Origin of the sequence: Caldanaerobacter subterraneus subsp. tengcongensis MB4 (assembly GCF_000007085.1) — a bacterium.
In the GTDB taxonomy this organism is placed as follows: Bacteria; Bacillota; Thermoanaerobacteria; order Thermoanaerobacterales; family Thermoanaerobacteraceae; genus Thermoanaerobacter; species Thermoanaerobacter subterraneus.
In genome coordinates, this window is sequence record NC_003869.1 from 1,755,459 (window position 1) to 1,769,410 (window position 13,952).

A 13,952-nucleotide genomic window follows, 5' to 3' on the forward strand; every position below is an offset into this window, starting at 1 on the left:
GCTATCCCTTTAATTCTCTTTCAAAGAACTTCACAGATTCTTCTATCGCTTTTCTTTCCCATTCAAGGTTTTTAAAAGTATGGTCCGCTCCTTCTATAGTTACGCGGAAAGCATTATCCCCATATACTTCTTGAAGTATTCTATCAGAGATCCTGTACTCAACGGCTTCATCGTTAGTACCGTGGACTATGAGCACTTTCCCCTCATAACCTCTTGACAGCTCAAAAATATTAAACTTCGCTATATCCTCCACAAAAGCTCTGTCAAGTTTTAGCCCTCCTATATCTACATAGCCCAAGCTTTCCATTATTGCCCCATACTGTCTAGCTCCTTCTCCCATTATGAGTTCCGGCATATTAAAAGCGGGAGCCCATAAAACTAAGGCTTTCACATCCTCTTTTCTTTCTCTTGCTATTATTCCTGCTATAGCTCCTCCCATGCTGAGTCCCAAAAGACCTATTCTTTCTACATCCGTAGTCGGCTGCCTTTTAACGAAATCTAAAATCTGTCGTGCATCCTCTAATTCACCGCTAAAGGTCATTTCACTAAAATCTCCGTCGCTTTCGCCTGAACCGTAAAAGTCAAACCTCACACTTCCTATTCCCACTTTTTCTAAAGCTCTTGACATCTTAACAAAAATAAAATGGGACTCTACTTTATTTCCTGTAAAACCGTGAAACATAACTACCATAGGAACCTTTTCAGATACTCCTTCAGGAAGATGCAACATCCCCCTTAAGGTTTTCCTATTATATGTAAACTCTACAGCCTTCTGCACAATCTCACCCCCAAAAATTTCTTGTTTTAATTATACTACATATAAGAAAACTTTTCCACTAAGCCCTTATCTTTTCCCTCACTATATCTCCTTCCACTAAGTGACTGCATAAAAGAGGAGAATTAATATCAAAATTTTTTACATTTTTTCTTATCGCTTCTCTACTTGAATTGGCATAACAGTATATGCATCCGTGAAGGCATGTATCATAAGTTCCTATGTCAACACTTTCATCGCATCCACAAAATTTTCTCTGGTTTTTATCTTTCTTAACCTGTAATTTTTTCCCCGATATTCTCTCAATGAGAAATTTATCCACACATTTTGCAGGAAAAACTCCAAAAGGAGAAAGGTCTTCCTCTTCAGCACATACTTCTATTTTAATTCCATTTTCCTTGGCTATTTCATAAAATTTTGAAGCGACTTCTATCTTCTCCTCCCTACTTACGGGATGTGCTCCTATTTTTCTTAAATTTTTTTCTATTTTAGGGTAAAAAGTTACAAAGCTTATTATGCACTTTTCCGTAAAGTCAGCTAAATGAGAGGTTAGCCATTTAAAGCTATCTACATGATATTTGATATCAAATTCCGGAGTAAGTATTATTGGGTCATAGCGCCATATCACTCTTTCTCGACCTATTGTTTTAGAAAGATTTTGAAAAATTTTTATAACTAAATCTTTGTCCGGGACATTTCTTTCAATTGCCTTATCGTATGGATTTAAAGTAAACAAAAAATAGTAAGGATATTCCTCAAGGAGATGCAGTTTTTTCATCATTCTCGCAGGATTTTTTGTCCAAAAAACAAAGCCCTCCACCCAATTCTTTGTCAGAGGAACTTTTGTCACTTGGTGAAAATTAAAAGGATTCCTTACCATAACAAAACCTTCTTCAAGTCTTTTAAAAAACCATTCACTATAAAAAGCTGGTATATCAGTCCTTCTGCTAGCACTTACTATCATACTTTCCCTCTTCTCACATACTCAAGCTTTTTATCAGCACTTTAACTTTATCACTGATGTTTTATTATGTCAATAAAAGTACATGTGTTATAATACTGTTAGTGTAATTTTTGAACTATACATAAAACAGCGTTAAAGCTTGCTTTGTACTAGTTTTAGGGGGTGTTATATGAGTAGCAAAAAAGAAGTAAAAAAAATACTCAACTTGGCTTTACCTGCTGTAGGGGAAATGCTTCTTTACATGGTAGTATGGGTACTAGACACCATGATGGTGGGGCAGTATGGCGGAAAAGACAGCGTTAGCGCTGTAGGACTAGCGTCAGAAATAATATACACTTTCGCTGCAATATTTGTAACAATGGGAATAGCCATAGGAGTTACCTCTTATGTTGCTCGAAGCATTGGAGCTCAGGAATTTGAAAAGGCAAAAAGGTATGCCAGTCAGGGAATCTTTTTAGGGATACTAGGCAGTTTTATAATTTCTTCTCTAATGTTCCTACTGGCAGAAAAAATACTAATCTTAGCTGGTGCAAGTGGAAACGTCCTTGCGCTGGGAAAAGTTTTTATGAAAATAGCTTCTGTAGGGATATTCTTCAACATGGTGATGAGCACTTTAAATGCCATTTTAAGAGCTACAGGAAACACTAAGACTCCCATGACAGCTGCTGCTATTGTAGTGATACTCAATATTCTACTGGATTGGATTCTAATCTTTGGAAAGCTGGGCTTCCCTGCTCTAGGGGTTAAAGGGTCTGCTATTGCTACGACAATCGCCCATATAGTAGGATTTTTCTTTGTTTTATGGTATTATATAATCCAGAAAACCTTGAATCTAACTTTTAGAGATGTTTTACAATATCATCATAAGTTAGCCATAGAAATAATAAAACTTTCTATCCCCGCCTCACTTCAGGAAGCAGCTTTTGATATAAGTAGGCTCTTATCTATTTTCATGATAATGCATCTGGGCACAGTGGCTTTTGCTGCAAATCAAATAGCTACAACTATAGAGTCTATTTCCTTCATGCCAGGATGGGGATTTGCTGTCGCTGCAACCACTATGGCAGGACAAATGGTGGGGGCAAAAAATTATGAAGGGGCTATTAGGTACACGAGAATTTCTGCCACATTTGCCGCCTCTATCATGGGAACAATGTCTTTACTCTTTCTCACAATACCCAAACTTTTAATGAGAGCCTTCATAAACGATCCAGAAGTAATAGCAGTGGGAGCTTTATGCCTTATGGTAGCTTCAATAGAACAGCCCTTTATGGCTCTAGGAATGGTGTACGGGGGTGGTTTAAAAGGAAGTGGAAATACAAAAATTCCTTTTATCATATCCACAATCTCAAGCTGGCTGATTCGATTGCCTTTAATGTACGTGGTCATATACATCCTTAAATGGGGAGTCGTAGCAGTTTGGTTTGTAACTGCTCTCCAGTGGTCTTTCGAAGGAACTGCCATGTACCTCTTCTTCAAGAGAGAGATAAACAAACTAAAAAGAGCAGTAAAAGGGTAACTCCCCTTTACCGCTCTTTTAAACTTTTTTCGACTTCTTTTAAAGTTTGATATATTTTCTACATTCTTTCTACTAAGGCCACGCTTTCCACATGATAAGTATAGGGAAACATGTCAACAGGCTGCACCTCTACTGTCCTGTAGCCCGCATCTTCTAAATACCTTAAATCTCTGGCAAGAGTAGAAGGATTGCAGGATACGTACACGATCCTTTTCGGGTTTATACCCACAATAGCCCTTATAACCTCCTTATCGCATCCATCTCTTGGCGGGTCAACTATGACCACTTCCGCCTTTACTCCTTCTTTGTAAAGTTTGGCTATCTCTCTTTCCGCTTTCCCCCATATAAACTTCACATTTTTCACTCCGTTCACTTGAGCATTTTTCTCTGCATCCTCTACCGCCTCTTTTACTGACTCAATTCCATATACAAAAGAGGCTTTCTTGGCTGCAAACAAAGATATAGTCCCTATTCCTGAATAAACATCTATTACCACTTCTTTTCCCGTCAAACCAGCGTATTCAATGGCTTTATCGTACAAAATTTCAGTTTGAATAGGATTTACCTGAAAAAAAGAAAGTGGAGATATCTCAAATCTTAAATCTTTTATGAAATCCTCAATGGTATTTTTCCCATAAATTACAATATTCTTATTTCCTAAAATCATCTTAGTTCGCCTGGTATTAATATTCAAAATAACACTTTTAAGCCCTGGCACTTTTTCTTTCAAGGCCTCTATCAGTTCTTCCTTACAAGGTATATCTTCTCCATTTATGACGATTATTGCCATAACTTCCCCTGTCTTAAAAGCGACCTTAGCTACCACGTGCCTTATTAGTCCTTTGCCTTTTTTCCTGTCATAAACGCTTATGTCACATTCATTTAACCACTCTTTTACTACACTTACAACCTTGTTGCTCAAAGGATGCTGTATCAAGCAATTATCTACAGGTACAATCTCGTGGGAATGGAAAGAGTAAAACCCCGTTATCTTTTCTCTTCCTATTTCACCTACTACAAATTGCCCTTTGTTTCTGTAATTCAATGGATTCTCCATTCCTATCGCATAGTGAACTTTTGTATAAATCTTTCCTATCCTCTCTAGATTATCCTTTACCTTCTGAGTCTTGTATTCAAGTTGGCCTTTATAACTTAAGTGTTGCAAAGAACAACCACCACATCTATCAGCATACTGACAAAGAGGATTTACTCTATGCTGGGATTTTTCTAGTATTTTTACTGTATAACCTTTGAGATAATTTTTATGGACCTCTTCTATCTCTACAATAACTCTTTCTCCCTTTAAGGCTCCTTTCACAAAAACAGCTATTCCATCGATTCTTCCAACTCCCTCCCCCTCGTGTCCCATGCTAGTGATATCTACTTCGTATTTTTCACCTATTTTTACTTTATTCAAGGTTTCTTCCCTCCTCCAAAGAGTATTATAACCTATCGCAAAAAGAAAAAATATAGGGGGAGTTTTATCTCTCCCCTAATACATACCTTTTGTATACAATTTGTGGCATATCAACTACCTTCCCTTCTATGTTAGATGCAAAAAGCACCACATATTCCGCATGAGCCCAATTGAGAGGAGAAGCAGAATCTGTAGGAAGTCCTGTATCTTCCCAAATTTGCTCTGACAAGACAAAACCTTCATTAGCAAAATTTCTCATATACTCTAGATAGTCATCTGCTTTTTTCCCTGCTGCAATTTCGTACATCCCTCTCTCTCCTGTAAGAAGAGGCCATAATCTGCCTTTACCTTTGCCATGATAAAGTTCTCCTTTGGCGGGTTCACCATAGCCATCATGATTGTACCTGTACCACGAAGGCCCTTTAGGAGTATTTACTTTAAGGAGGCTATCAACTACCGAAATAGTATTCAATATCTTTGGGTCATCATAAGCTTTTACTCCTAACCTTACAAGCTCTAAAAAACTTGGATCTACAATCTCCTTCTGGTCATACACTCCTCCTCCGTTGGCAATGCTTATTAAAAAGTCGGCATCCGGGTCCGGTAAACCTGCAATTCTTATATAATACTGCCCATTGCCATAAGGTCCTTTCGTAGTATAAGTGAGTTTGTCTATCAACTCTTGCCATTTGTCAGCTGTCTCCAGATATTTCTTTGCCCTTTCCATATCTTTGTTTTGCTTCGCAATATCAGCAGCACAGACAAGTCCAGCAACTTCAGCTGCCATAGTGGCAGGAGAATACCCTCCCGCTTCCTCCCACCTCTCTTGTCCTGTCTTAGGTCCTACTCTTACTATAAAATCAGCAAGGGGTTTTACCAATTTTTCATACAAATCGTATCTTTTAAGGTGATATGCCAGGATTATCGGGTCAGCCTGTTCGTCCATCTGAATCCCGTTCCAGTAAGGGTCTCCGTTTATCCAAGTGTTTTGAGGCATAAATCCATTTTTTTCTACCACCATAGCTAGAAAATCCAAAGCCCTATTAGCCGAATCTATATCTTTAGCTGCAATAAAAGCATTGGCGATGTGGTATAAATCTCTTGCCCAAACTAAGTGATACCCTCCTTTATTCTCATCCCCCTGTCCTTCTCCCCATGGAATTGAAAGGGAGGCAATAAAAGCTCCTTTGTTGGTTTTATCTTCACTCGCCTTTAAAAACATTAAACTGGTATAGTAAAGCTCGTCTGCCTCTCCACCAAAGTTTTTAAGCCCGTCGCAGTATTTATTCCATTCTGCTATATATATCCCAAGCATCCTGTCGTAACTGTCTTTTAAAGTACTAAGAGCCGTCTTTAACGCCTCTTCCTCACTTTCTCCAAAGGAAAGAACGGTTTTAAATTCCGTCTTGTCTCTTAAATCAATCTCAATACCCTCAATTATATTCCCTTTAGCCCTATCGAACTTGTAAGTCATTTTCTTATTTTTCTTTAAATCGCTCACAGGGTCATTAACACCGTTATATCCTACAGAATAGCTCCCCCATTTCGCATCAGTCATTAAGGCTGAATACACATTGTTTCTACAAGCCATAAATCCGTATTCACCATTCGCTTTTACAACATACCCCTCATTATCCGCTCCTTGATTAGAAATATGAGGGTCGTACACAAGATAAAGTTTATAATCTTCCATTTTCCCTTTTAACGCTTCAAATCTCACCTTCATGACAACAGAATTCCTTCTTGGGTCAGTAAATATCTCTTTTGTAATTTTATACCTTCCTCTTTTATCAATATTCACTAGCCTGTAAGCTAAAGACCTGTTGTTAATCTTCTCTACCTTGCTTACAGTGTCAGTTGTCTCATCAGCCACAAAAGTTTTGCCATCAGTAACAATAAATTTTAAAAACTTGCTGTTGGCTCTGTCAATGGTAGGATAGTAAATCTCAGAAAGGGCCCCCTGAGCTAAAGTAAACCATACTTTCGATACATCATTATTGGCAGTGCCAATGCCCTGTTTTTGAGCTGTCGCCCATGTATCTCTCTCCCCTGGTCCTTGAGAAGCTTCGGTTTTATCTAAATGTTCAACCTTCACGTATGAAACATCAGAACACCCTGAAAGGACAAAAACTCCAATCACTATAAAAATCAACAAAATTCCAATCCTCTTCAACACTTTCTCCCTCCCCTTTAGAATTGTGCAAACGTTTGTTATAAAAATAAAAAAAGAAAAGAAAGTCGGTTACCCTCTAAAACTATTATATCCAATTTTATGTAATATATACCTTAGTTCTTCTATTTACTGGATGCATTCTACAAGCATCTGATACACTTCGGGCATGACTTTTTTCAAATTGATAGGTTTTCTTGTGCTGTCAGTGAAGGGATGCTCTGTATAACCTTGAGCCAGAAGTTTTCCATCTTCTTTTCTTATTACTTCATACAAAAACTTTATGCGCGTTCCTGTAACAAATTCAAGGCGAGTCCTTATTATTATGAGGTCATCGTAAAAAGCAGAAGAGAAATACTTGCAATGAGCTTCAATCACAGGAAGCATTATATCTCTTTCCTCTAAATCCCTGTAAGTCATGCCTAGAGAACGAAAAAACTCCGTTCTCCCAATCTCAAACCAGTGAAGGTAGTTAGCATAGTATACTACTCCCATTTTATCAGTTTCACCATAGCGGACTCTTATCTCCGCATCCCAAATATGCATTCAAATCACTCCTTAAAAAGTAGAAAGAGCCAATCATTTTATGTTTACAATTCCTTTATACACCAGTCCTCTCGTGGTGTCAACAGTGACTGTCATCCCATCCTGAAGTTTTGAAGTAGCTCCTTCACACCCTACAATCACAGGGATCCCCAAGTTAAGCCCAACAATAGCAGCGTGGGAGGTGAGCCCGCCTTCTTCTGTTATTATGGCAGAAGCTTTTTCAATAAGAGGCATAAAATCTCTCTCTGTCTTGGTTGTAACAATTATATCTCCTTCTCTAAACTTGTCTCTGTCCTTGCCAATGTCATGAATTATGCACACAGTGCCAGTAGTAGATTTTGAACCTATACCAATACCTCTTAAAATCACATCTCCAACTATGTGAACTTTGAGCATGTTTGTGGTGCCAGTCATGGCAACAGGTATTCCCGCAGAAATCACCACAATATCTCCATTCCTTATAAGCCCAGCTTTTAACGCACTTTCTATTGCAACATCTATCATTTCGTCTGTGGTTGACACTTCTTTTGTCACTAAAGGATATACTCCCCACACGATGGAAAGCTTTCTTGCCACCTGCTCGCTAGGAGTAGTAGCTATGATAGGAGAGGAAGGCCTATACCTTGAAACCATCCTAGCCGTATAACCTGATTTTGTACAGGTTATGATAGCTGAAGCGCCTATATCTCTCGCAGTCGTGCAGGTAGCATGGCTTATCGCATTAGTAATGGAAACATTTCTCTCTGTACCTACACCTACTATATCTCTGTACTGGACGTAAACCTCTGTCTTTTCCGCAATCCTGGCCATTGTCTCAAAAGCTTCGACAGGATATTTGCCCTGGGCCGTCTCACCTGACAGCATTATGGCATCCGTTCCATCCAAAATAGCATTAGCAACATCCGTAACTTCAGCACGAGTAGGACGCGGATTTCTCATCATGGAATCCAGCATTTGGGTTGCAGTAATAACTGGCTTTCCAGCTTCATTGCACTTCTTTATTATCATCTTCTGCACTATCGGTATTTCCTCCAGAGGTATCTCAACGCCCAAATCTCCTCTGGCCACCATTATCCCGTCAGATACCCTTATTATTTCGTCTATATTTTCTACTCCTTCGCGGTTTTCTATTTTAGCAATTATCTGAATGTGGTCTGCTTTATTGTCCTCAAGAAGCCTCCTTATAGCAAGCACATCTGCCGCTTTCCTGACAAAAGAAGCAGCTATCATGTCAATACCTTTCTTTATGCCAAACTCTATATCTTCTATGTCTTTTTGTGTCAAAGCCGGGAGATTCAATTTCACTCCAGGAACATTTACTCCTTTGTGGTCTCCAAGAAATCCCGAATTTTCAACTACACAGATTATGTCTTCCCCTTTGACATCCACAACCCTTAGTGAGATCAATCCGTCATCAATCAAAATTTGGGTACCTCTTGAAACATCTTGAGGCAAACCTTTGTAGGAAACACTGACTACCGTTTCATCTCCTATTACATCCCTTGTAGTTAATGTAAAAGTCTGGCCTTCCTTTAACTCTACTCCGCCGTTTTTAAACTTTCCCGTTCTAATCTCGGGTCCTTTTGTGTCCAGCAAAATAGCTACAGGAAGACCTAATTCTTCCCTTATCTTTTTTATGTTGTCAATCCTCGCTCCGTGCTCTTCAAAATCTCCATGGGAAAAATTAAGCCTTGCTACATTCATTCCTTTTTCTATTAACTTTCTCAGTATATTGTAGTCCTCACTAGCAGGTCCAATTGTACAGACTATTTTTGTTCTCCTCATAACTTCACTCCTTAAAAAATTTTATATAGAGAGGATTTTGCTGAGTTCGTAAAGCTTTCTGTTAAACTCTTTCTTCATTGAAAGCGCTTCATCTATATCATCGTCAACAATTTGATTGTTTCTTATGCTTATTACTCTCTTCGTCTTGTTCTCCAAAAGAAGCTCCACTGCCCTTGCTCCCATCTGACTTGCCAAAACTCTGTCCATCACAGTGGGAGCTCCCCCTCTTTGAATATGTCCTAATATGGTGTACCTTAAGTCTAACTTGGGAAGCCTTTCTTTTATCATTTTTGCCAGTTCTGGGGCGCTCATTACTCCCTCTGCCAATACGATTATGTGGTGAAGTTTTCCTCTCTTTATTCCATAAGTTATTTTATCACATAATTCATCTATACTCCATTCCACTTCAGGCAAAATTATCATCTCCGCTCCACCAGCCACACCAGCGTAAAGGGCGATGTACCCTGAATTTCTACCCATGACCTCTATTATATTCGCTCTCTCATGGGAAGTTGCTGTATCTCTTATTTTATTTATAGCATCAATCACAGTGTTGCAGGCTGTATCAAATCCAATAGTATAATCTGTACAAGGGATGTCATTGTCAATAGTGCCAGGTATACAAATCGTATTGACATTCCACTCTTCGCTAAGAAGCTGAGCACCTCTGAAGGAACCATCTCCTCCGATTACAACCAATCCTTCAATTCCATGTTTCTGCAAAGTCTCGTATGCCTTTTTTCTCACCTCTTTTTGCTTGAACTCCTCGCAACGAGCAGTCCTTAAGATTGTCCCACCTTTTTGTATAATATCTCCTACTGAAGAAAGCCCCAAATCTATCACTTCATCTTCTACAAGACCTGCAAATCCTCTCATAATACCCTTTACCTTAAGGCCGTAGTAAATTCCTGTCCTCACCACAGCCCTTATAGCTGCATTCATGCCAGGAGCATCTCCACCGCTTGTAAGTATTCCAATCGTCTTCATAATGTCCCTCCTTTTTTATCCCACTTGGACATCATATGTCCCTATTTTGTCAAGGAAGCCCTTGCGGGCAAAAAAAATTATAAGCCGTATTCAATAATGATGCTTTGAGCATCCTGAGCTTCTGCTTTGGGAACCAAAACCTCACAGTATGAACCTTTTTTATCTAACTTTTTATTCAGTGGACGCAATTTCACCAAAAAACCTTCTTTAGTTAACACTTCTTTAACTTTTTCTGCCGTCTCCATATCTTGTGCCATGTATACTACCGTCCACATAGAGCTTCCTCCTTAGAGTTTCTAGATAATATTTTAATCTATTTTCTTTCACTTATCAACTTGAAAAATCAGACCACTTTCACATTTTCCTTCCCTACTATGTCCTCTAACTTCTTTATGAGTTCTTTGCTGCCATTAACCCATAAATCTCTCTTTGCAGCAAGAAGTTTGCTGTTTACCTTCAACACTACAGGCATATTGCCCGGGCATTTCTTAAGCACCTCTTTTACCTCTTCTATCTTTGAAGAATCTTCCATGTTTATATACAACTTCTTTACAACGACCTGTGACAAAAGCTTTATGTCATCGCATAAAATCTTTGGCTCCTCCTCTTCTTTTACGCTCACTTTACCTTTTATCAAAACAGCATTGTCTTCCTTTATCAGAGAAGAATATCTCTCATACACAGCAGGGAACACTATCACTTCTACAGTGCCGTACATATCCTCAAGAGTGACAAAAGCCATTATATTGCTATTTCGCGTAAACTTCACCTTTTTAGCCACTATCACTCCTGCTATAGTAACCTCTTGATTGTCTTCCAATTTGGATGTGAACATTTCATCCTCTGGATTTATCTTAAAATCCAATGTAGTGACATTTGTAATCTTCGGTATATCTTCAAGGTATTCTTCTAATGGATGCCCGCTTATATAAAGCCCCAATGTCTCTTTTTCCATTGAGAGAATCCTGTTTTTGGGGTACTCTTCTACATCAGGAAATCTAAAATCAATTTCCTTATGTTCTTCTGACACTTCAAAGAGAGAAATCTGTCCTTCGATCGCACTGCTTTTTGCTTTTTTCACGCTTTCTATAAGCTTATCGTAAGACTGAAGGAGCTGGGACCTTTTTACTCCCAAAGATGCAAAAGCTCCCGCCTTAATGAGGCTTTCTATCGCCTTTTTGTTGAGCTGGCTGTCCTGCATCCTCTCAAAAAAGTCTATTACAGACTTAAATTTTCCCCTCGCCTCTCTTTCCCTTACAATCTCTTCTGTCACATTAATTCCTACATTCTTCACAGCACTCAGCCCAAACCTTATCTTGTCTCCTACCACAGTGAAATAGGAGTCGCTTTCATTGATGTCAGGCGGCAGCACTTTTATCCCCATTTTCTTACATACCTGCACGTAAAAAGCTATCTTGTCCAAATTATCTACAAAGCTATTCAAAAGAGCCGCCATAAACTCCACTGGAAAATATCTCTTCAAATAGGCTGTCTGGTAAGCTATGACTGCGTAAGCTGCAGCGTGAGATTTGTTAAAAGCATAGTTGGCAAACTCTAACATCTGGTCAAAAAGCCTATTTGCTGTCTCCTCATCAAGGCCGTTCCTCAAAGCGCCAGGTACCACTACATTTCCTTCCTCATCCACTATTCCGTAGATAAAGTTCTTCCTTTCTTGTTCCATCACATCCATTTTCTTTTTCGCCATTGCACGCCTTACTAGGTCTGCCCTACCAAGAGAGTAACCCGCCACATCCCTTACAATCTGCATGACCTGTTCCTGATACACCAAAGAGCCGTACGTCACCTCTAATATAGGCTTTAAAATGGGGTGTTCGTACTCTATTTTTTCAGGATTATTTCTGTTGGCAAGGTACTTCGGTATCTGGTCCATAGGACCCGGCCTGTAAAGGGAAATTCCTGCGATTATATCTTCTAGGTTTTTAGGCTTAAGCTCTGTCATAAACTGCCTCATTCCAGGAGATTCAAGCTGGAAAACTCCTTCTGTCTCTCCTTTTGAAATAAGTTCATACACTTTTGGATCATCGTAGTTTAAAGAATCCAAATCTATGATAATCCCTTTGTTTTTCTTTACCATTTCAATTGTATCTCTTATGACAGTGAGAGTCCTCAGCCCCAGAAAATCCATTTTTAAAAGTCCAAGCTCTTCCAAGGTGGTCATTGGAAACTGGGTGACTACAGAATCATCATTTTTCTGCAGCGGCACATAGTTCACAAGAGGCTCCTTTGATATGACCACCCCTGCAGCATGGGTAGAAGCATGCCTGGGGAGTCCTTCTAAGGCTTTTGATATATCTATTAGCTGTTTTACTCTTTCGTCCTTTTCGTACCTCTCCTTAAGCTCAGGATTTAGCTCCAAAGCTCTGTCAATAGTCATGCCTAATTCAAAAGGTATCATCTTGGCTATTTCGTCCACTTCTGCATAAGGGTAGTTAAGAGCTCTACCTACATCCCTTATCACAGCTCTGGCTGCCATAGTACCAAAGGTTATAATCTGAGCCACATTGTCTTTGCCATACTTTCGGACGACGTAGTCTATAACCTCTTGCCTTCTCTCATAGCAAAAATCCGAATCGATGTCAGGCATGCTGACCCTTTCAGGGTTTAAAAACCTCTCAAACAGAAGATTGTACTTTATAGGATCTACATTAGTGATCCCTAGAGTATATGCGACCAAACTTCCGGCAGCAGAACCTCTTCCTGGCCCTGTCATGATTCCATTGTCTTTTGCAAACTTTATAAAGTCCCACACTATTAAAAAATAATCCACATATCCCATCTGCTTTATCACTGAAAGCTCGTACTCTAACCTATCTATGACTTCCTGGCTTGGGCTTTTATACCTCTTATAAAGGCCTTCATAGCATAAATTTCTCAAATACTCGTATGAGTCCACTCCTTCTGGCAAGTCGTATTTAGGCAGCTTAGTCTTATTAAACTCAAACTCAATATTGCACATCTCGGCAATTTTTTCGGTATTTTCAATAGCCTCTTTACAGCATGCAAAAAGCTCTTCCATTTCTTCAGGAGATTTAAGGTAAAACTCATCTGTAGGGAAAAGCATCCTGTCCTCATCTTCAATTGTTTTTCCTGTTTGAATGCACAATAACACCTCATGAGCTCTTGCATCTTTCTTTTCCAAATAGTGGACATCATTTGTAGCAACTAGCGGTATTCCCGTTTCTTTAGACATTCTGACAAGCTCTCTATTCACTTTCTTCTGCTCTAAAATGCCATGGTCTTGAAGTTCTAAATAAAAATTGCCCCTTCCAAAAATGGAATCGTAAAAGAGGGCTACCTCTTTCGCCTTTTCATAATCTCCCCGTAAGATCAAGGAAGGGACCTCACCGGCAAGGCAGGCGCTTAAAGCAATTAATCCTTCACTGTGATTTTTCAGAAATTCTTTGTCCACACGGGGCTTATAGTAAAATCCTTCTAAAGATGCAGCAGTCACTATTTTCATCAAATTTTTATACCCTGTCATATCCTTTGCCAGTAACACCAAATGATAATTTTCATCGTCAATTCCATATTCTCTATCCTGCATTCTCCTCGGTGCTACGTATATCTCACATCCTATGATAGGCTTTATCCCTTGGGCTACAGCTTCCTTATAAAAATCTATTACTCCATACATTGCCCCGTGGTCCGTAATAGCTATTGCTTTCATTCCCAACTCTTTAGTTTTTGCAATCAAATCCTTTATCCTGCAGGACCCATCCAACAAGCTATATTCCGTATGCACGTGAAGATGTACAAACATAGCTCTCA

General features: G+C 39.2%; 10 protein-coding genes. 1 reads left to right on the forward strand and 9 read right to left on the reverse strand.

Annotation, left to right across the window (positions count from 1 at the left end; genetic code table 11):
• Position 1 precedes the first annotated feature (1 nt).
• Both TTE_RS08685 and TTE_RS08690 read right to left on the reverse strand, forming a co-directional pair.
• Positions 2–778, reverse strand: a complete 777-nt coding sequence (locus TTE_RS08685; RefSeq protein ID WP_011025998.1) for an alpha/beta hydrolase — start codon at positions 776–778, stop codon at positions 2–4.
• Positions 779–836: 58 nt separating this feature from the next.
• Complete coding sequence (locus tag TTE_RS08690; RefSeq protein ID WP_011025999.1) at positions 837–1,739, reverse strand: DUF1848 domain-containing protein; 903 nt, start codon at positions 1,737–1,739, stop codon at positions 837–839.
• A 169-nt stretch (positions 1,740–1,908) separates the two neighbouring features.
• Between TTE_RS08690 and TTE_RS08695 the strand changes: the two genes are divergently transcribed.
• On the forward strand, positions 1,909–3,258 hold the full coding sequence (locus TTE_RS08695; RefSeq protein ID WP_011026000.1) for an MATE family efflux transporter: 1,350 nt from the start codon (positions 1,909–1,911) through the stop codon (positions 3,256–3,258).
• A 58-nt stretch (positions 3,259–3,316) separates the two neighbouring features.
• Here TTE_RS08695 and rlmD read toward each other — a convergent pair whose 3' ends face one another.
• From rlmD to TTE_RS08730, 7 genes are all read right to left on the reverse strand, one after another.
• Positions 3,317–4,675: a 23S rRNA (uracil(1939)-C(5))-methyltransferase RlmD gene (gene rlmD / locus TTE_RS08700; RefSeq protein ID WP_011026001.1), complete on the reverse strand. Its 1,359-nt coding sequence runs from the start codon at positions 4,673–4,675 to the stop codon at positions 3,317–3,319.
• A gap of 64 nt (positions 4,676–4,739) precedes the next feature.
• Positions 4,740–6,851 (reverse strand): glucan 1,4-alpha-glucosidase, encoded by a 2,112-nt coding sequence (locus TTE_RS08705; protein WP_011026002.1) that lies wholly within the window; start codon positions 6,849–6,851, stop codon positions 4,740–4,742.
• Positions 6,852–6,974: 123 nt separating this feature from the next.
• Positions 6,975–7,391 (reverse strand): acyl-CoA thioesterase, encoded by a 417-nt coding sequence (locus TTE_RS08710; RefSeq protein ID WP_011026003.1) that lies wholly within the window; start codon positions 7,389–7,391, stop codon positions 6,975–6,977.
• A gap of 33 nt (positions 7,392–7,424) precedes the next feature.
• Positions 7,425–9,176: a pyruvate kinase gene (gene pyk, locus TTE_RS08715; RefSeq protein ID WP_009611282.1), complete on the reverse strand. Its 1,752-nt coding sequence runs from the start codon at positions 9,174–9,176 to the stop codon at positions 7,425–7,427.
• A 21-nt stretch (positions 9,177–9,197) separates the two neighbouring features.
• Complete coding sequence (pfkA, locus tag TTE_RS08720; protein ID WP_011026004.1) at positions 9,198–10,163, reverse strand: 6-phosphofructokinase; 966 nt, start codon at positions 10,161–10,163, stop codon at positions 9,198–9,200.
• Between the two features lie 77 nt (positions 10,164–10,240).
• Positions 10,241–10,438 carry a hypothetical protein gene (locus TTE_RS08725; RefSeq protein WP_011026005.1) on the reverse strand — a complete coding sequence of 66 codons (198 nt, stop codon included), beginning with the start codon at positions 10,436–10,438 and terminating at the stop codon, positions 10,241–10,243.
• Between the two features lie 68 nt (positions 10,439–10,506).
• A complete protein-coding gene (locus TTE_RS08730) occupies positions 10,507–13,944 on the reverse strand; it encodes a DNA polymerase III subunit alpha (protein WP_031313863.1) in 3,438 nt (1,145 codons plus the stop codon).
• Positions 13,945–13,952: the final 8 nt, after the last annotated feature.